Origin of the sequence: Devosia yakushimensis (assembly GCF_030159855.1) — a bacterium.
Taxonomy (GTDB): Bacteria; Pseudomonadota; Alphaproteobacteria; order Rhizobiales; family Devosiaceae; genus Devosia; species Devosia yakushimensis.
In genome coordinates this window covers 1-18,692 of sequence record NZ_BSNG01000004.1, presented here as the reverse complement: position 1 = coordinate 18,692, position 18,692 = coordinate 1, and the positions used below count along the sequence as shown (strand labels likewise).

The following is an 18,692-nucleotide window of genomic DNA, read 5'->3' as shown; positions in this document are numbered from 1 at the left end:
AGTGATCCCGGGCCTAACTGTTGGGAAACTGGAATGACTTGGGCCCATAAGACGAAGCAACTGCCAATAACTCTAGCTACTGATCATATGAACAACGCGGAAGGTGTTGTTGGCCAAGCGCTAGGAATCACCAGTATTGATTTTACGGCGCTAGAGCTATTTGGTGCCGCCGCTCGCTGCAGCCATATGCACTTCGTTGACCCGCTGCTTGTCACCTCAGAATCTCAAATGATTGCTGCTCTAATCCAGCACCATGTGGATGACATGAGCGATGAATTTGCAGTTCTCTCCAGCGCCAACGATTTCAAGGATTATGTGAAGAGTTTCTTCGTTGGAACGGTGGCCGCTGGCGTGTCATATTTGACCATGATCAAGGGCGGATATCACTGGTCTGATCATTTTGAAAATGTGGTGGGCGTCGGCACGAAGGGGCGCACCCCAGATTTTGTTTTTGCGTCAGTTGAAGCTGGTGTTGCGTTGACCGAGGCCAAAGGTACGCGCAGTTCAGGCAAAAATAGCTTCGATAGTGTTGTTGAAGCTGGATACCTTGGCCAAGTTGAACCCCATCTTGGGAAATCGATTGGAGCGATCGAAGCGAGTCACGGTTTCTGCATCGGCTCATGGCTTACTTCCACCACTAAGGCCGAAATCTTGGTCCACCAAACCGAGACAGAGCCGTCTGATGATAAAAAGGTAGACCACTATTCGCTTGGACTTGTTCAACGGCAAAATTACGCGACGGCACTTAGCCTTGTGTTCGGATCGAGTTACGGAACTCAGTTTCGAAGGGGTTTTGTCGAGCGTGTACCTCTGCTGCTGCGATTTCAATGGCAGGGGCGTCATTGGCTAACCCGATCGCCACACCGCGAGGAGTTTCGATCCTGGCCGGATGACTACGACGAACCAAGGTGGTGGTATGACCGCTATCAGCTCTACTTCGCCATCGACCAGGGCATTGCCAAGAAGGTCCTTAGCTACTTTCGCTCCTCACAAGCATCCGCAGTCAGGGGAGATATGGAAATTGACCCGATTCCTCAAGACGTTATCGACCAAGCAAGGGGTAGCCGTGGCGGTCTAGAGGGAGCCATTTTCCCGGACGGTCTTGCCGTAATGGGCGCCCAATTTAGGCCTGAGAATCCGCGGTTGGTGCGTTGGGACCTGGAGGAAGGCCAGTTTTCGTTTGTATAGCCGCCTAACTTGAATCGACGCTGAGCTTGAGGCCAATTTGCCCCGATCTGCCTCCCTCCCCCTTGAGGGGAGGGATTGAGGGTGGGGGTCGGCGGGCTTTTGCGCAAATGCCCTCCATCCACGGTGTCACCCCGGCAGGCCGGGGCCCATCTCGAGATATCTCCCCAGCCGCAAGGTGTGTGAGTGGTTCAGATGGTTTCACCAGCCAATCTGGCGCGTGTTGATCCATCTCAGCATGGATCCCGGCCTTCGCCGGAATGACACCGCGCTTTAAAGCGCACCCAGAGCCCCAAACCCCAAAACTTATCCCCCTCCGCAAAACCTCCCCCATACTCCTCCCATCTTCCGGGATACGGGCGGCGTTGCAGCGACGAGCGTCCGGAAGCCAGCCGGGGGAGTGGGGGTCGCGCTCCGCTCCGGGGCGAGCGGACGAGGCAATCGGGCGGGCGCTACGGCAAACGCTGAGGTCTGCGATCGCGCCGTCCGAAAAAGTCCCGGCACCCCGAGGCGACGTCCGTCTCATTCTAAACTCCTCACGAGGCGAATGCCGTCTCGGGGTCCGTCCGTCCATTCGAAAACCGCAACCGGGCGGCGCTTTGGCATGGCCGAAATTTCCCGCAACCTGTCGAAATCGTCGTGGCCCGCTCGTTGTGCTGGTGAAGGGCGACCATGACGGGCGCTGGAAGAGGGAATATCATCATGCGTAAAGTAACAGCCGGACTGTTCCATTCCGTCGACGGGGTCGTCGAGGCTCCCGATCAGTGGCAATTCGATGCGTTCGACCAGGAATTGGGCGCGCTTCTCGGCGATGTCATGGGCAAGGTCGATACGGTATTGCTGGGCCGGGTCGGCTACCAGGAATGGGCGGGCTATTGGCCCAATGCCACCGCCGATGGTGATTTTGCCGATTTCATCAATGGGGTGCCCAAGCATGTCGCCTCGCGCACGCTGAAGGGGAAGTTGGATTGGCAGAATGCCAGCCTGGTCGAGGGCGATTTCTTCGATTTCGTCCGCGCGCTCAAGGCCCAGGAGGGTGGCGAGATCGCCGCCATGGCGGGCATTACCCTGGTGCGCGAATTGCTGTTCGCGGGGCTGCTGGATGAATTGACGCTGATCACCCATCCGGTGGTAGCGGGGGCAGGGCGGCGGCATCTGTTCCAGCCGGGCGATGCGACGACGCGGCTGACATTGGTCAACAGCACCACCACGTCCAAGGGCAATGTGGTCCAGACCTATAGCCTGGCCAAGTAAAAGGCCGAGTAAGCCTCACTCATATTGGGCGTCACGCGCCTCCAATACGGCGATGATCCGGCGGACCAGCGTGAGATATTGGGCCCGCTCATCGGGATCGAGCGGGTCCAGCGCCAGGGCGTTGATGGTGGTGACGACGCGCTCGACCTCGGGCACCAGCGCCATGGCCGTCCCGGTGAGCGAGATCAGCGCGCTGCGCTTGTCGGCCGGATCGGGGCGGCGGGCGATGAAGCCGTCGCGTTCCATGCGGTTGAGCGTGGCGGCCATGGTGGGCTGTTCCACCGCCGCCCGTTGGGCCAGCGCCTTTTGCGTCAGCGCCCCGCCATCGGCCAGGGCGAACATGATGGGCATATAGGCCGGCGAAATGCCGCTGGGCGCCAATTGCCGCTCCAGCTCGCGCGCAAACAGCCGCGCCGCCCAATTGGTGAGATAGCCTGCCGAAGTTTCACGGGTCAGCATTTAGATAGCTTGCTATGTTTATTCATAGTATGCTATCTATTAGACCTGATCCCGCGGAAAGGCAATTGCCATGCCCCTCAAAAGCACAGCAGAGCGCTATGGCCTGGTGGCCATTACCATTCATTGGGTTACCGCCCTGACGATCTTCGCCATGCTGGGCAGCGGGCTGGCCGCCGCCAACAGCGCTGACCCTGCGGCGGAGGCGGCGATCCTGCGGGTGCATGCCATAATGGGCATCTGCATCGGGGTGCTCACGGTGTTGCGGATATTGTGGTGGCTTGCCGCCGACAGGCGCCCCGCCGCGCCGTCCGGCATGCCGGGCTGGCAGGCCATTGCCTCTAAAAGCGTGCATTACGGGCTTTATGGGGTCATTCTCGTCATGGTGTCGAGCGGGGTGGCAACGCTTCTGCTGACCGGCGCCAGTCAGCAGATATTCGGTGGCGGCGCGCTGCCCTTGCCCGATTTTTCGGCTGTGCCGCCCTATAGCGCCCATGGCATTCTGGCGCGGCTGCTGATCGTGCTGATGCTGGGCCATATCGGGGCGGCGCTTTATCACCAATTCATCCGCGGCGACCGGCTGCTGGCGCGGATGGGGCTGGGGCGCTAGACAAATCTCTATTGGGCCATGATCGCGTTGTGTCACACCCTCGCCCCATCGATGCGGCATAGGGGTCGCATTTACCGGAGGGCTCGATGCAATTTCTGTTCGCGACGCTATTTGTGCTCGGCCTGGGCGCGCTTCCCGCCCTGGCGCAGGAGACGGCCGCTCCCGATATCGGCCAAATCCTTGCCGACCGTATTGCCCGCGACAAACAGGGTGTCGGTATTGTCGCCGGCGAGATAGCAGGCGCCGATATCACCTTTGTTTCCAGCGGTAAACTTGCCGGTGATGGCGCTGCGGTCGATGAACATAGCATTTTCGAAATCGGTTCGCTGACCAAGCTCTTCACCAATCTGCTGCTGGCCCAAATGGTGCTGGAGGGCCGGATGGATCTCGATAAGCCCGTTGCCGATTATCTGCCCCGGGATACCGAATTGCCCGGCTTTGACGGGCAGGCCATGACCCTTTTCGATCTGGCGACCCATAGCGCCGGCCTGCCGCCCATTCCGCCCGAATTGAGCCTTGGCGATCCGGCCAATCCCTATGCCGCCTATGGGGCCGACAATCTTGCGGCGTTTCTTGCCGCCTATGAGCTGCCGCGCGCACCGGGCGACACATTCCAATATTCCAATATCGGCATTGCGCTTCTGGGTCAGGCGATCAGCCATGTCGCGGCCAAGCCCTATGCCGATCTTGTCGCCGAGCGCATCCTCACCCCCCTCGGCATGAGCGAGACTACGCTGCAGCCGGTGGATGAGGCCCGTTTCGCGAGCGGCCATGACGCGGCCGGAACGGCGGTGCCGCATTGGGATTTCGATGTTTTTGCGCCCGCCGGAGCCTATCGCTCGACGGCAGAGGATATGGCCAAATTCATCGCCGCGGCCAGTGGCGCCGCCCCCAGCGACCTCAAGCCGGCTTTCGAGCTGATGCTGGCAAGGACCCGCCCGGCGGGTTCCCCCAATATGAGCATCGGGCTGGGCTGGATGATCCTCGCCCATCCCGGCAGCGAAATCGTCTGGCACAATGGCATTACCGGCGGCTTCAACAGCTTTGCCGGCTATAACAGCGAAAGCGGGGAGGGCGTGGTGGTGCTGGCCAATCAGGTGACCCAGACCGGCATCGAGGATATCGGCTTTCACCTGCTCGATGCGAGCCTGCCGCTGGCGGTCCAGCCCGCGCCGCGCGCCACGGTCGAGATCGATCGGGCCGTGCTGCCGGGCTATGCCGGCGAATATCAGCTCGGGCCCGAATTCCACCTCACGGTCACCGCCGAAAATGGCCGCCTCTTCGTCAAGGCCAGCGGGCAGGACAAGTTCGAAGTCTTTCCCGAAAGCGCCACGCGGTTTTTCTACCGCCAGGTCGATGCCCAGATCAGTTTTGAAACCGATGCCAGTGGGGCGGCGACGGGCCTGATCCTGCACCAGAACGGGCAGGATATTGCGGGGCGCAAGCTGTGAGCGGGCGTATCGTCATCCTCAATGGCCCGCCGCGCGCCGGCAAATCCTCGATCGCGGCGGCCATGCAGCGCGACCTGCCCGGCCAATGGATCAATCTGGGCGTCGATGCGCAGAACCGGACCCTGCCGCCCGCGCTGCTGCCGGGCATCGGCCTGCGTCCTGGCGGCGAGCGGCCGGACCTCGAGCCCAATGTGACCCCGCTCTATCTGGCGCTCTACGATGCCATTGCCGCCCATGCCCGCGCCGGTTTCGATGTGGTTGCCGATCTTGGCCATCATGATGATTATTCGCGCCCGCTCGGCATCCTGCCGCAATGCGCCCGGCGCCTCGCCGGGCTGCCGGTGCTGTTCGTGGGGGTCGATTGCCCCATTGAAACCATCATGGCGCGACGCAATGCCGATCCGCAAAATGGTCATTATCTGGGGGGCGACACGGTACCGCCGCCGGTCTTGCGCTGGCAGAGCGCGGTGCATGTGCCCGGGATTTATGACCTGAGGGTCGACACGGGCGCATTGACGCCGGAGGCCTGCATGGCAGCGATCGCGGCGGCTTTGTCCAACCCGCCGCGGCCGAGTGCCTTCGAGATTCTGGCAGGGGATTGAGCCAAACTTCATGTCGTGACTGCACCTGGGCGCATTAAAAGCGCGGTGTCATCGGGGTTGAAGAGATGTTCGTGGTCCTCTCACCGGGAACCGCGAGCCTTCTGCCTGGCGCCCCCCAACAACGTGATTTGCCGTGCACCTCGCACAAGCGCACCCTTCGCCCAAGGAAGGAGGGTGACATTATGAGCATGCTGAGAAATGCCGTCGGCGCCGTCTTGCTGATTATCGGTGCCGTCTGGATTCTGCAGGGCGCCAATGTGCTGACCGGCAGCGCCATGTCGGGCCGCGGCCAATGGCTGGTCGTGGGCATATTGGTGGTGATCGCCGGAGCCGTTCTGTTGTGGTGGAACAATCGCATGCGCCGTTCGCTGCATTGAACTGCCGCCCGGCCGCCGAGAGCCGCGATCCCAGCTTTTTCGCGACGCGAAAAAGCTGACCTGCCTCCCCTTAAGGGGAGGGAACCGGATCAGGGTTTGCTGCCGATCAGAGAGCTGAACGTTTATTGGTCCTGGGGATCGCCCAGCAGGGCCCGCATGGCGGCGGCTTCCTTCTTTTCCAGATGTGGCAGCATGACCCGCAGCGTTTCGGCGCCGACGATTTTGTTGTCGCGGTAATAGAGCCAATCGGAAATCTCGGTGGGATCGACCTTTACCCGTTCGCCATAGGCGACGGTGAATACATCGATGGGTTCATTGGCGATGACGCAGGTGGCGTCCTGCGCATTGCCCTCGATCTGCCCACACCAGAAATGCTCGGTCTGGCTGCCGTCGGAAATGCCCAGCTTGAGCGAAAAATCGTCCTCATTGGCCGCCGGGGCGGCAAACTTGCTCCAGAATTCGGGCAGGCTCGCGCGGGCCTTGTCGATGGCCGCATTCATCTCGGCATCGTCGGTGGCAAAGGGAATGACGACATCTTCCGCCAAGGCGGGGCCAGCCAGCAGCGCCACAAGGCCAATGGCGCGAAAAGCGATTTTGTTCATGCCGGTCTCTCCAAGCTGCGGTGATTGAACCCGGCGAATATGACCGTAATAGGAAAGCGGCCGAGACTGCCAGGCGTCCCTCACCCTTGGGGCGGGGAATGGCAGCCTCAGCCAAAGGGCCGACAAAGGCCTATTTCTGCGTCTTGGCCAGTTCGATCGAATCCAGGATCACCTTGCGCGCATCGGCCAGGTTGCCGATCCGGTCGATCTTGGCCCATTTGCCGGGCTCGAGATCCTTGTAATGGGTGAAGAAGTGCTTGACGCGCTCGAGCTGGATTTCGGGGAAGTCCTCGATATCCTTGATGTTGTCATACATGCGGGTGAGCTTGCTGACGGGGACGGCGATGATCTTTTCGTCCTGCCCGCCATCATCTTCCATGAAGAGCACGCCGACCGGGCGGGACCGCACCACGGCGCCGGGCACCAGGGGACGCGAATTCATGACGATGACGTCGAGCGGGTCGCCGTCGCCGCACAGGGTATGGGGCACGAAGCCGTAATTGCCCGGATAGCGCATGGGCGTATAGAGGAAGCGGTCGACGAACAGCGCCCCCGATGCCTTGTCGATCTCGTATTTGATCGGCTCGCCGCCCAGGGGAACTTCGATGATGACATTGAGGTCGTCGGGCGGGGTCTTGCCGATTGGGATCGCGTCGATATTCATTTTGCGTTCAAAGTCCGTTCATCAAGGGGGCGGAAAGTGGGCTTTTGTTGCCCAGAACGGGCCGCAAAAGCAAGCCAGTTTGGCTTTATCCGTTTGTCCCCGCTGCTCGCGGCAAAAACTTGTCCCCGGAAAGGAAAGCGCCATGAAATCCACGATACAGGCGATTCTCTTGGGCGCCTGCTGCGCCCTGTCGCTGGCCCTGCCGGCCCATGCCGCCTTCAACAGCGCCTATACCGATATCGACCTGGACCAATGCCTGGTGCTCGATGCCGATGATTTCGGCGCCAGCTGGGCCTGCCCGGGCTATAAGGGCTATCCCATGCTGGTCAGCGAGGGCGATCTGCGTTTTTCCATCCGCTATGGCTTCAATATCGACAAGGAGCCGCGCGGACAGACGCTGGGGCCGTTCAACAATCTGGGGCCAAAGCTGGAATGGCGCCTCTCCAATGCGTCGGGCCGCTGGCTGCCGGTAGCCACCATTGTCCGCTATCACACCGCGGACCCCGAAACCGGAGAGAACAAGGGCCAGGTGCTGGTGGTGACGCAATTGGCCGAGGGCAATAGCTGCCATATTGCCTATATCGATGCCCTGGCCAATGAGAATGCCAATGACCTGGCGCGGGAAGCGGCCGACAAGGCAGGCGATTTCGATTGCGTCAATGACGAGGTCGAGACGATCGGGAAATTCGAGGCCTGGTAACTCAGGCCCTTTCGGCCTTGCCGATCTGCTGGCGCAATAATGTGCGGTCGCGGCTGGATACCCCGATCAGCTCGGCCACGCGCCAGACCATATTGTCCTCGAGCTCGTGGTTCTTCTTGTCGGCAAAGACCACCATCCACATCATGCGCACGATTTCGAGGCGCTCGTCATTGTCGAGCGAGGAAAGTGCCGAGGTGAATTTATAGAAATCCACGGCCTCGGCATCGCGCAGCGTGGCCTGTTCCACCAGGCGCTCCACGGCGGCCTCGTCGAGATCGTAATAATCCATGAGGCCGCCCTTGATCGCCCGGCGTTCCTCCTGGTTGACCTGGCCATCGACGGAAGCCAGATGCACCAGGAGCGCGGCGACGGCCAATTTGGGGTCGTGGTCGGACAGGGCGCTTTCGGGCTTGTTGAACAGGCGGGTGATGGCCTCGAACATGAATGGCCTCCTCTGTGGGGCGCGGCGGTAATGTGGGTGCGCGCCGGGAGGCAGGCCTTAGACAGATAGCAGTCCTTTCGATTCTCTCAATGGCCGGCGGCCGCTGTCACGCGGTCTTGACTGGCATTGATGCAGCCCCGCCACAGCTGCTGCCCAATAAAAAGGACTCGACTCTGCGGCCAAACGGAGTCTAATTGTTCCTGTTTTGTTCACTTAAGAAAGGTCGGGGCGATGAGCTTGCCTGACCGGCAACAGCGCCTTGCCGCGCTGCGCGACACTATTGCCGATATCGAGCGCAAGCCGGCGCTGGCCGAAGCGCGGGCAATGGTGAAGAACGATGCGCAGGGGTTTCCGGTGCTGGCCGGGGGGCTCCTGCAGGAAGTGTTCACCGACCAGCGCCGCAATGCCGGAGCAATCCTGGGCTTTGCGCTGGCTCAGGCCAGGAGCCTGCTCAGCGAGCAGCGGCTGGCCATCATCTATCTGCAACTGGCCGCTGAAGCTCAGCAGCTGGGTCTGCCCTATGGGCCAGGGCTGGTGAGCTTCGGGCTGGCTCCCGAGGCGCTGATCCTGGTGCGCACGGCCAATATGGCCGAGCTGCTCTGGGCGGCCGAGGAAGCGGTCGCCTGCCGTGCCGTGGCGGCGGTGATCGCCGATATCGGCAGTCCCTCCCGGCTGCTGGATTTCACGGCCAGCCGGCGGCTGAGCCTCAGGGCGGCCGAAACGGGCAGTTCGATCTTCCTCCTGCGCTATGGCGCGGGGCGCGAGGCAAGCGCGGCGCATCTGCGCTGGCGCCTGCTGCCGGCCCCCAGTGCGCGGCAGCGCTACGACGCCAAGGCGCCCGGGCCCTTGCGATGGCGGGCGCAACTGGAAAAGGGAACGCTTATCAAACAGACCGAATGGCTGCTCGGTTGGACGGAAAATGGATTTTCAGCAATCGCTTCTCAACGTCGCTCTCAAGACCGGATCGCTGCCGGCGCGCCGCTATCTCGCGCTGTTCCTGCCGTTCTGGCCGACCGATTACCTCAAGCGGGGTGATGGCTCACTCAAGGCTCCGCTGGCGCTTTACGAGCGGATAAAGGGCGGGTTGCGGCTGGCCGCCATCGATGGCGAGGCGGCGCGGAGCGGTCTCAGCGTGGGACAGAACCTGGCCGATGCGCGCGCCATGGTGCCCGGGCTCACCGTACAGGAACTCAATCGCCCGCTGCTCGAAGCGGCTTTTGCCGATTTCGCCGATTGGCACTCCAATGCCAGCCCCCTGGTTGCGGTGATGAAAGAGAGCGCCGGCTATGGCGATCTGGTGCTCGATATTACCGGGGTGGCCCATCTCTTCGGGGGCGAGCGGGCCATGCTGGCCATGGTGCTGACCCGGCTGCGTGAGCTGGGCTATACGGTTTCAGGCGCCATTGCTCCCACCATTGGGGCAGCCTGGGCCATCAGCCATTTTGCCCGCAGCCAGGTGGTGGAAACAGGCGATCTCGAACCGGTGCTGGATGCATTGCCGGTCGCGGCGCTGCGGCTCGACCAGGCCCAGATCGCCGGCCTCACGCAGATGGGGCTCAAGACCATCGGCCCATTGCGGGGGCGCGAACGCAAGCCGCTGCAGGCCCGGTTCGGCATTTCCCTACTGACCCGGCTCGATCAGGCCTATGGCATGATCGAAGAGCGGATGACGCCGCGCCTGCCTTTGGCTGAGCGCTATGCCGAGCGCCGCTTCGCCGACCCCATCGGGTTGATGGACGATGTGCTGATGACCGCCCATGACCTGGCCATCCAATTGGCAATTCGCCTCGAAACCGAAGGGCTGGGCGGGCAGGCCTTTCATCTCTTTCTCTATCGGGTGGACCATCAGGTGATGACCCTTTCGGTCAATTCGGCCCGGCTCAGCCGCGATCCCGAGCATATCACCAAGCTCTTCACCCATCGCTCGGAACGGCTGGAAGGGGCTTACGATGCCGGTTTCGGCATCGATATGATCCGGCTGGCGGTGAGTTCGGTGGCCGGGCTCGATGCGGCGCAACTGGGTGCCTTTTCACATCAGGATGTCGCCGAGGATCTCGACCAGCTCAACGACCGGATGAGCAGCCGGCTGGGATCGCTGGCAGTGCTGCGGACGCAATTGGTTGCCAGCCATATTCCGGAGCGGGCAGCGCGGCTGGTTCCGGCCCTGGTGGCGAATAATGATCCGGCCGGCGCCGGCACGCGGCCGGCGCTGGTCCGCCCCTTGCGGCTGCTGCCGGTGCCCGAACCGGTGGCCATCAATGCCGAGGTGCCGCATGGTCTGCCGGCCTCGATGACCTGGCGGCGGGAAAGCTACAAGATCGAAAGGGCCTCGGGACCCGAGCGGCTGGGGGCCGAGTGGTGGCGCAGCGGCCAGCGGCTGCAATTGGTGCTGGCCACAAGGCCCGAAAAGGGCGAGCAACCGCCCTATATTCCCGATCTGCCGCTGCACGATCCCGATGCTGCGACGCGCGATTATTATGTCGTCGAGGACGAAACCGGCCGCCGCTTCTGGATCTATCGGCAGGGTTTCCATCAGCCAGGCGAGCCGGCGGTGTGGTACCTGCATGGGTTTTTCGCATGAACCAGGTCGTCGACTTCACGCCGCGAGAGCCATCCCGGAAGCCGGCGCCATTGCCCGCTCCCTCCTATGCCGAACTGGTCTCCACCACCAATTTTTCCTTCCTCCATAGCGGCTCCCATCCAGAGGAAATGGTTGCTGGGGCCATGTTCATGGGGCTTGCCGGGTTCGGCGTTACCGATCGCAACAGCTTTGCTGGCGTGGTGCGCGGCTATGTGAAGGCGCGGGATCTCAAGGAGCAGTTTCCTGAGCGATTTGCTGGTTTCCGCTATCTGGTTGGCGTGCGGCTGTGCTTTGCCGACGGCACGCCCGACATTATCGCCTATCCCACCGACCGGCTGGCCTATGGACGGCTTTGCAAACTCCTCACCGTGGCCAATCAGCGCGGCGAAAAGGGTAAGCCGGTACTGTTCTTCAGCGATCTCTTCGGCTCGGGCGGGCCGGCATCGCCAAGCGAGCAGGGGCCAACCGAGAATTTTGCCCAGGGGCAATTGTTTATTTTCATACCCGAAGAGACCGATTGGGGTCTGAGCGAACGTGTGCTGGGAGAGCTCGCGGACAAGGCACGCATGCAGGTCTGGCTCGCCGGCTCGCTGCGCTTTGATGGCAATGACCGGGCCCGGCTCAACCGCCTCGACCAGCTTGCCAAGCGGCATGGCGTGCCGCTGCTGGCGAGCAATGACGTGCTCTATCACGCCCCGTCCCGGCGCATTGTGCAGGATGTGGTGACCTGTATCCGCGAGCACCTGACGCTCGAAAATGCCGGCTGGCGGCTCGCCGCCAATGCCGAACGGCATCTGAAACCGGCGCGGGAAATGGCCAGCCTGTTCGAAGATCACCCCCAGGCAATCGCGGAAACCCAGCGCTTCCTCGCTCGCATCGATTTTTCGCTCGACCAGCTCAAGTATAATTATCCCGAGGAAACCATCGGTGATGGCGAAACGGCGCAACAGACATTGGAGCGGCTAACCTGGGAGGGTGCGGGCAAGCGCTATCCGGAAGGTGTTCCCGAAAAAATCAAGCGCAGCCTTTGGTCCGAGCTCTGCCTCATTGGCTACAAAGGCTATGCCGCTTATTTCCTAACCGTGCATGACATCGTTATGTATGCCCGGCATGATCGCAAGATTATGTGCCAGGGAAGGGGGTCGGCTGCTAATTCGAGCGTTTGTTTCTGCCTTGGGATTACAGAAGTCGATCCCAACCAAAGGACTCTGGTTTTCGGCCGTTTCATCTCCACCGAACGGGATGAGCCACCTGATATCGATGTCGATTTCGAACACGAGCGGCGCGAAGAGGTGATGCAATATGTCTACCAGAAATATGGCGGCAAGCGCACGGGCCTGACGGCCAATGTCATCTCCTACCGCTCCAAAAGCGCCATTCGTGAAACGGCCAAGGTGTTTGGCGTCTCCGACGATACGATCAATGCCTTCAATCAGCTCCATTGGGGCTGGGGCTCCAGCCTCGATCTGGCGGGGGTGAGCGCCATCGGGCTCAATTCGGACGATCCCGTGCTGGCGCAGATGTTCGAAGTGGTCAAAGTGCTGCGCGGTTTTCCGCGTCATCTCTCCCAGCATGTGGGCGGTTTCGTCATTACCCGCGACTCGCTGGAAAGCCTGGTACCGATCGGAAAATCGGCCATGGATAGCCGCAATATCATCGAATGGAACAAGGACGATATCGACGCCCTGGCTATTCTCAAGGTCGATGTGCTGGCGCTGGGCATGCTTTCCTGCCTGCGGCGGGCCTTCGAGCTAATGCAGATCCATTACCAGCGCAAGCTGGAGTTGACCGAATTGCTGGCCGAGGAAACCGGGCAGGGCCCCTATGCCAAGGAGCGCGTCTATGCCATGACGCATCGGGCCGATACGCTGGGTGTATTCCAGATTGAAAGCCGGGCGCAGATGTCGATGCTGCCTAGACTCAAACCGGTAAAATTCTATGATCTGGTGATCGAGGTTGCCATCGTCCGGCCGGGCCCAATTCAAGGTGGCATGGTTCATCCTTATCTGAAGCGGCGCGATGGGACCGACCCATGGGAGGCCGACCCCAATGATCCACTCGATCAAGTCCTTAAAGAAACCAAGGGCATTCCCCTGTTCCAGGAACAGGCTATGCAAATGGCTATTAAGGGAGCGGGTTTCTCCCCCGGCGAGGCCGATCAGCTACGGCGGGCCATGGCTGCCTGGCGGCGAACCGGAAAAATTGAAATCTTCGAGCAGCGTTTCATCAAGGGGATGATCGAGAACAACTATCCCCTCGAATTCGCGCAGCGCTGCTTCTCTCAGATCAAGGGCTTTGCCGAATATGGCTTTCCCGAGAGTCATGCGGCGTCCTTTGCGCTGCTGGTCTATGCCTCGTGCTGGCTGAAATGCCATTATCCCGATGTGTTCGCGACCGCTTTGCTCAATAGCCAGCCGATGGGGTTTTATTCTCCATCCCAGATTATCCGCGATGCCGTCGAACACGGGGTTGAGGTGCGGCCGGTCGATGTGAACCTGTCCGATCTCGAATGCGTGTTGGAGAACTGCGTACAGGAAGACGGTACGCACCGCATGGCCCGCGATCATCTCTGGTTGCAGCATGCCGAGATGAAGGAAGACATCCGTTCGAACAAGGCGATCCGGCTGGGACTTACCCATGCGATCGGGGTGGCGGAGGCCGATATCAATATTATCGTCGCCCGTCGTGGAGGCGGCTATGATTCCGTCCGCGATCTCTGGCTCAGGACCCAGGTGCCCATTGCCAGTCTCGAAAAACTCGCCCGCGCCGATGCCTTTGCGTCTCTGGGATTATCGCGGCGCGAGGCGCTTTGGGCGGTCAAGGGGCTGATCGGCACTCATGGCGCCGATACGCTGCCTCTGTTCGAGGCGGCGGGACAGGTGCAAACGGAACGGGAGTGCGAGGCGGACTTGCCGTCCATGCTGCCGGGCGAGGAGGTGATCCACGATTATTCGACCCTCTCCTTTTCGCTCAAGGGTCATCCGCTACAATTCGTCCGGCCGCTGCTCGAAGCTCGCCATGTCGTGCGTTCGGACCGGCTCAAGGATGTCACGCCGGGCAGGCGCATCGAGGTGGCGGGGCTGGTGCTGGTGCGCCAGCGGCCGGGCACGGCGAGCGGAGTGATCTTTGCCACGCTCGAGGATGAAACGGGCATTGCCAATGTGGTGATCTGGCCCAAGGTCTTTGAGGCCTATCGCAAGACGATCCTGGGTGCGCGCATGCTGGCGGTGCGGGGTCAATTGCAGCGCGAAGGACTTGTCATCCATATCATTGCCGAGCAGGTGACCGACATGACGCACCATCTGCTCGATCTCGCTCATGGCCAGGATATCGGCGCGCGCATGCTGGCACATGGCGACGAAGCCAGGTCTGGTTCGCCGCCGGGGCGGGACCGACGGGCCTTGCTCGAAGTGGAAAAGGCCCGACGGCAGGCCTATGCGGCCTTGCCCGGGGGGCGCAATTTCCATTGAGCGCGGGTGCTAGGCCAATATCGCGTCGATGGCCCTGGCCAGGGCGATGTCCTTGCCGGTCAGCCCGCCGGCGTCATGGGTCGACAGCGTGATGGTGACGCTATTGTAGCTATTGGACCAGTCGGGGTGATGGCCGGCTTTTTCGGCGGCTAGTGCCACCCGGCTCATGAAGGCAAAAGCCTCGGAAAAGGTCTTGAACTTGAAGGCGTGGCTGATCGCGCCGGCGGCTTCGTCGTAAACCCAGCCATTGAGGGTTTGAAGGCCATCCTCAAGCGCTCCGCCCGTGAGCTTTTCCGTCATGCCACCGCCCTCCTTTTATTGTTTCCACCAGCGGTTTAACCGGGCAAAGCGACGCTTCCAAGGCGCTGCCTTCGCAAAGCCCGTTAAAAGCTTGTTCACCTTTCCCAGCGGAAAAGCGGTTCGGCAAGGCGTTCTTAATGCCTCAAGCGCCTGATATCGCCCCAATATATTGGGGACAAAGGGTGTTTACCTCGGCCCGAAAATCGATGCCGGCGCTCGATTACGTGTCCATCATCCGCTCGGTCCATGGCGACAGGCGGTCGATGCTGGCCGGGGTTCTCGCCACGGCCATCATAGCCGGTTTGACCGCCCAGCATGCCAATTCCGCCGCGCTGGTTCTGGTCACTCTCGCCTTTGTGGTGCTTGGCCTGGTCCGCTATGCCGATATCGGCGCGTTCTGGCGCGCAGCCATAGACAGCGACGACGCGCAGGCGGCCCAATATTGGGAGCATCGCGCGGTGGTCAGCGGAGGCCTGCTGGCCCTGGCCTATGGCAGCTGGTGTTTCGTCGCCATGGTCATTGTGCGCGACCCCTTTGCCGAGCTGGCCAGCGCCTCGGTCTCCATTGCGGTCATGGTGCGCATCTGCGCGCGCAATTTCGGGCTCGACCGGCTGGTCACCATCCAGATGCTGCTGATCATCGTGCCGCTCACGGCGGGCTATGCCCTGCATGGCGATCTCTATCATATCGCGCTGGCAGCGCTGCTGGGTGCCATGCTGGCCGGTTTCCGCAAGCTGGCCGCCGATATCCGCGCGCTGCTGCTGAGCGCGGTGCATGGCCGGGTCGAGGCTACGCGGCTGGCGGCGGAGCTGGACATGGCCATGGCCACGCTCGAACATGGCCTGTGCATGCTCGATGAAGCGGGCATCGTCTCGGTGGTCAACGAGCGGGCGGCGCGCAGTTTCGCGGCGTTGGGCGCCCGTGATCTGCTGGGCCGGCCTTTTGCCGCGACCCTGGCCGCCATGGGCGAGGATGGCCGGCTGCCGCGTACGGCGGTGGACAGGCTGCTCGACATGATCGGCCGGCGGCAATCAGGCAAAGTGCTGCTCAGCCTGCCCGGCGGCCTCTACTACGAGGTGACGGTGAGCGTGCGGCAGGAGCGCTGCGTGCTGCTGTTCGAGGATATCAGCGCCCGGGTCGATACCGAGGAGCGCATCGCCTTCATGGCGCGGCACGATGCGCTGACCGGCCTGCCCAATCGCAGCTATTTCGGCGAGCTGGCCACCGAAGATCTGGCCGGCCGGCAAAATGCCAATGATGGCAGCCGGACGGTGGCGCTGATGATTGTCGATATCGATGACTTCAAGCATGTCAACGATACGTCCGGCCATATCGCGGGCGATCAATTGCTGACCCAGGTGGCGCAGAGGCTGCGGGCCGCGACGCCGGCCGAAACGATACTGGCGCGGCTGGGGGGCGACGAATTCGTCGTCTATTGCCGCTCGATCCCCGATCCGGCAGCCGCCAATCGGCAGGCCGGTGCGGTGCTTGAGGCTTTTGGCGCGCCCTTTCTGCTCGATGGCATGACGCTCAATGCCAATGTCAGCATTGGCCTGGTCACCAGCGCCAATATCGAGGAAGGCCTTGAGGAGCTGATGACCAAGGCCGATCTGGCGCTCTATTCGGCCAAAAGCGACGGCAAGGCCAGAAGCCAGATTTTTCATGCCCAGATGGATATCGACTATCATTATCGCCAGCGGCTCAAGGCCGATCTGCGCGAAGCACTACGCCATGGGCAGCTCACCCTGGCATTTCAGCCGCTGGTCGATATCGGCACGCGCCGGATCGTGAGCTGCGAGGCGCTGACGCGCTGGAACCATCCCGAACTGGGGCTGGTCGCGCCCTCGACCTTTATTCCGCTGGCCGAGGAAATGGGGCTGATTTCCGAAATTACCGAATGGGTGGTGAGCACGGCAACCAGCCAATGCAGTCAATGGCCCGGCGTGGTCAGCGTTGCGGTCAATATCTCGGCGCGCGATTTCCGCGGCATGGATCTCGAGGCCGTTATCGGGCGGTCACTGGCCCGTTCCGGGCTCGATCCGGCGCGGCTCGAAATCGAAGTCACCGAAACGGCGGTGATCGAGGAGCATGAAATCGCCAAGCGCCTGTTGACGGCGCTGGCCGCCAAGGGCATCGCGATTGCCCTCGACGATTTCGGCACGGGCTATTCTTCGCTCAGCTATCTGCACGCCCTGCCTTTTACCAAGCTCAAGATCGACCGCTCCTTCGTGGCCGATATTGCCAGCAACGAGAAATCCAAGCGCCTTTTGACCAATGTGGCCCGGCTTGGGCGCGATCTCGATCTCATCGTGGTCGCCGAGGGCGTCGAGACCGAAGCCCAGCTCAATGTGGTGCTCGAGCAGACGCAGGTGCAGCAGGTGCAGGGCTATTTCTTCAGCCGGCCGCTACCAGCGCGCGATATTGCCGAACTGATCGGCCGGCTCAATGCACCGCGGCGCATGGGCCGGGCAAACCGGCGGCATGGCTAGGGACCGGTCTATTCCAGATCCGGCACATCGCCCTGCTGAAACAGCACAACCGGATCGCCGAATTCGCCATTGACCAGATCGGCCGAGCGCGACCAGGCGATGACGCCGGCATGCCGGCTGGCAAGATCGCGGCCGGTGCGGATGGCGGTGGATTCGTCGCGCATTTCGCGGGCCTCGAAGGCGGGCACAAGATCGCCATCCTCGCCTTTGTCAAAAGCGAGCAGCACGATGAGCTTGGTGGGCAAAGGCTGTTTATCGGTCATCGAAGGGCTCATGGCGACGCGCAGCAGACCGCTTGGCCCCGGCACCGGGAACAGGATCAACCGCGGCAATATGGGAAGGCGTGGTGCCGCTTGCGTGACTCGAACACGCGACCCCATCATTACGAATGATGTGCTCTACCAACTGAGCTAAAGCGGCTTTCCGCGGTGCGGAACGCTGGGTCTTTTACGTTGGGTTTTCCGCCGGTGCAAGAGGCAAGGCGGGGTCGGCGGCGGGCAATTGCAAACCGGGTGGGGCAGGCGGGGGCACCGGGCGGCCGGTGACCGAAACCGGCACTTTCCATTCGAAGGCGTCGAGCCGGCCGGTAACGGGGGAAATCGGCTCCCATTCGTCGCTCACCAGGCCATCGGCGGTCCAGGCTGGATCGCGCGGCGCCCGCACGGCGCGGGCCAGCCATTCGCGTGCCTTGCCCTGGTCGCCCGATTGGCCTTCCTCGATCTCGGCCATGAGGCTGGCAACGCCCTGGGTGGCGTCGGCGCCGGCAAAGGGTTCCAGCGCCGCTCGGGCACGGGGCCAGTCATAGGCGTCGATGGCGGCGCGGGCGAGAGCCATGCCGGCCGCCCGGTGCGGGGGTGGCGTTTCGATGATCTCGCCCAGGCGCTTGAGCCGGTCGATGGCCGAGGCACCGGGCTGGGCATGGGCATAGAGCGCGGCGATATCGGGATGGCCGGTGGAGCGCCAGATGCGCCGCAACAGGCTCATGGCCTTGCGCGTCTCGCCGCGATTGATGTGGATGCGTGCGGCGATCAATGCGGCTGGCACGAAATCGGGCAGGAGTCTGAGGGCCGTAAGGGCATGGTCAAGCGCGGAAAGCGGCGCACTGGTTTCGGCCTCACGGGCGCGGGCGGTTTCGATCACGGCCTGGCGGCGGCGCTTGACGGCGCGGGCCTCGCGGCTGCTTACGGCTTCGGCATTGACCATGGCCACGGCCTCGGCCCATTGGCCGCGCCGGGTCAGGTCGTCGAAGACGGCTTCGGCGGCCCAGCCGCTGGCCGGCGCCAGGGCCAGCGCCTTGCGCGCGAAGGTGAGGGCGGCTTCCGGACGGTTCTGGGTGCGGGCCTGGTCGTAAAGACCGGTCAGGGCCGCAACGGCGGTTTTCTCGCTGGCGATGAGCGCGCGGTAATGCTCGCGGGCAGCGGACATGTCGCCCAGGGCGAGGTCGGCGCGGGCTTCGAGCAGGCGCGCCGCGGCATTGGCCGGCAGGCGCGACTGGGCCTCGCGGGCCAG

General features: G+C 62.2%; 18 protein-coding genes and 1 tRNA gene. 11 read left to right on the top strand and 8 right to left on the bottom strand.

The window, feature by feature from the left end; translation table 11 throughout:
- Positions 1 to 33: 33 nt before the first annotated feature.
- Positions 34 to 1,188 carry a hypothetical protein gene (locus QQL79_RS20585; RefSeq protein WP_284394019.1) on the top strand — a complete coding sequence of 385 codons (1,155 nt, stop codon included), beginning with the start codon at positions 34 to 36 and terminating at the stop codon, positions 1,186 to 1,188.
- 669 nt (positions 1,189 to 1,857) lie between these two features.
- Positions 1,858 to 2,439: a dihydrofolate reductase family protein gene (locus QQL79_RS20580; RefSeq protein ID WP_370461278.1), complete on the top strand. Its 582-nt coding sequence runs from the start codon at positions 1,858 to 1,860 to the stop codon at positions 2,437 to 2,439.
- A gap of 15 nt (positions 2,440 to 2,454) precedes the next feature.
- On the opposite strand, the gene QQL79_RS20575 is transcribed toward QQL79_RS20580, so the two are convergent.
- Positions 2,455 to 2,898, bottom strand: a complete 444-nt coding sequence (locus QQL79_RS20575) for a MarR family winged helix-turn-helix transcriptional regulator (RefSeq protein ID WP_284394016.1) — start codon at positions 2,896 to 2,898, stop codon at positions 2,455 to 2,457.
- Between the two features lie 70 nt (positions 2,899 to 2,968).
- Here QQL79_RS20575 and QQL79_RS20570 point away from each other — a divergent pair, with 70 nt between their 5' ends.
- The 4 genes from QQL79_RS20570 to QQL79_RS20555 all read left to right on the top strand — a co-directional run bounded on the left by QQL79_RS20570 (position 2,969) and on the right by QQL79_RS20555 (position 5,935).
- On the top strand, positions 2,969 to 3,505 hold the full coding sequence (locus QQL79_RS20570) for a cytochrome b (RefSeq protein ID WP_284394014.1): 537 nt from the start codon (positions 2,969 to 2,971) through the stop codon (positions 3,503 to 3,505).
- Positions 3,506 to 3,591: 86 nt separating this feature from the next.
- Positions 3,592 to 4,956: a serine hydrolase gene (locus QQL79_RS20565; RefSeq protein WP_284394012.1), complete on the top strand. Its 1,365-nt coding sequence runs from the start codon at positions 3,592 to 3,594 to the stop codon at positions 4,954 to 4,956.
- Positions 4,953 to 5,558 (top strand): chloramphenicol phosphotransferase CPT family protein, encoded by a 606-nt coding sequence (locus QQL79_RS20560; protein ID WP_284394010.1) that lies wholly within the window; start codon positions 4,953 to 4,955, stop codon positions 5,556 to 5,558. Before QQL79_RS20565 ends, QQL79_RS20560 begins: the two co-directional genes overlap by 4 nt.
- Before the next feature lie 182 nt (positions 5,559 to 5,740).
- Positions 5,741 to 5,935: a hypothetical protein gene (locus QQL79_RS20555; protein ID WP_284394009.1), complete on the top strand. Its 195-nt coding sequence runs from the start codon at positions 5,741 to 5,743 to the stop codon at positions 5,933 to 5,935.
- Positions 5,936 to 6,057: 122 nt separating this feature from the next.
- Here the strand turns inward: QQL79_RS20555 and QQL79_RS20550 are convergent, their stop codons facing one another.
- Positions 6,058 to 6,537: a YegJ family protein gene (locus QQL79_RS20550; RefSeq protein ID WP_284394007.1), complete on the bottom strand. Its 480-nt coding sequence runs from the start codon at positions 6,535 to 6,537 to the stop codon at positions 6,058 to 6,060.
- 130 nt (positions 6,538 to 6,667) lie between these two features.
- Positions 6,668 to 7,201, bottom strand: a complete 534-nt coding sequence (gene ppa, locus QQL79_RS20545; protein ID WP_284394005.1) for an inorganic diphosphatase — start codon at positions 7,199 to 7,201, stop codon at positions 6,668 to 6,670.
- A 142-nt stretch (positions 7,202 to 7,343) separates the two neighbouring features.
- Between ppa and QQL79_RS20540 the strand changes: the two genes are divergently transcribed.
- Positions 7,344 to 7,901 carry a hypothetical protein gene (locus tag QQL79_RS20540; protein WP_284394003.1) on the top strand — a complete coding sequence of 186 codons (558 nt, stop codon included), beginning with the start codon at positions 7,344 to 7,346 and terminating at the stop codon, positions 7,899 to 7,901.
- Between the two features lies 1 nt (position 7,902).
- Here the strand turns inward: QQL79_RS20540 and QQL79_RS20535 are convergent, their stop codons facing one another.
- Positions 7,903 to 8,343: a tellurite resistance TerB family protein gene (locus QQL79_RS20535; RefSeq protein WP_284394002.1), complete on the bottom strand. Its 441-nt coding sequence runs from the start codon at positions 8,341 to 8,343 to the stop codon at positions 7,903 to 7,905.
- 231 nt (positions 8,344 to 8,574) lie between these two features.
- On the opposite strand from QQL79_RS20535, the gene QQL79_RS20530 reads away from it, so the two are divergent.
- From QQL79_RS20530 to QQL79_RS20520, 3 genes are read left to right on the top strand one after another with little or no spacing between them, the layout of a single operon-like run.
- Positions 8,575 to 9,378 carry a hypothetical protein gene (locus QQL79_RS20530; RefSeq protein ID WP_284394000.1) on the top strand — a complete coding sequence of 268 codons (804 nt, stop codon included), beginning with the start codon at positions 8,575 to 8,577 and terminating at the stop codon, positions 9,376 to 9,378.
- The gene (locus QQL79_RS20525) at positions 9,263 to 10,924 is read left to right on the top strand and encodes a Y-family DNA polymerase (RefSeq protein ID WP_284393999.1); all 1,662 of its coding nucleotides are present in this window, start codon (positions 9,263 to 9,265) and stop codon (positions 10,922 to 10,924) included. The genes QQL79_RS20530 and QQL79_RS20525 overlap by 116 nt, the downstream gene beginning before the upstream one ends.
- Entirely contained in the window at positions 10,921 to 14,394 is a 3,474-nt protein-coding gene (locus QQL79_RS20520) for an error-prone DNA polymerase (RefSeq protein WP_284393998.1), read from the top strand. The genes QQL79_RS20525 and QQL79_RS20520 overlap by 4 nt, the downstream gene beginning before the upstream one ends.
- A gap of 9 nt (positions 14,395 to 14,403) precedes the next feature.
- Here the strand turns inward: QQL79_RS20520 and QQL79_RS20515 are convergent, their stop codons facing one another.
- Positions 14,404 to 14,694 (bottom strand): 4a-hydroxytetrahydrobiopterin dehydratase, encoded by a 291-nt coding sequence (locus tag QQL79_RS20515; RefSeq protein ID WP_284393997.1) that lies wholly within the window; start codon positions 14,692 to 14,694, stop codon positions 14,404 to 14,406.
- Between the two features lie 206 nt (positions 14,695 to 14,900).
- On the opposite strand from QQL79_RS20515, the gene QQL79_RS20510 reads away from it, so the two are divergent.
- The gene (locus QQL79_RS20510; protein WP_284393996.1) at positions 14,901 to 17,183 is read left to right on the top strand and encodes a putative bifunctional diguanylate cyclase/phosphodiesterase; all 2,283 of its coding nucleotides are present in this window, start codon (positions 14,901 to 14,903) and stop codon (positions 17,181 to 17,183) included.
- Positions 17,184 to 17,191: 8 nt separating this feature from the next.
- On the opposite strand, the gene QQL79_RS20505 is transcribed toward QQL79_RS20510, so the two are convergent.
- From QQL79_RS20505 to QQL79_RS20495, 3 genes are all read right to left on the bottom strand, one after another.
- Positions 17,192 to 17,446, bottom strand: a complete 255-nt coding sequence (locus tag QQL79_RS20505) for a hypothetical protein (protein WP_284393995.1) — start codon at positions 17,444 to 17,446, stop codon at positions 17,192 to 17,194.
- 81 nt (positions 17,447 to 17,527) lie between these two features.
- A tRNA-Thr gene (locus tag QQL79_RS20500) sits at positions 17,528 to 17,603 on the bottom strand.
- Between the two features lie 27 nt (positions 17,604 to 17,630).
- A partial coding sequence (locus tag QQL79_RS20495; RefSeq protein ID WP_370461277.1) for a heme biosynthesis protein HemY occupies positions 17,631 to 18,692 on the bottom strand: 1,062 nt, incomplete at its 5' end.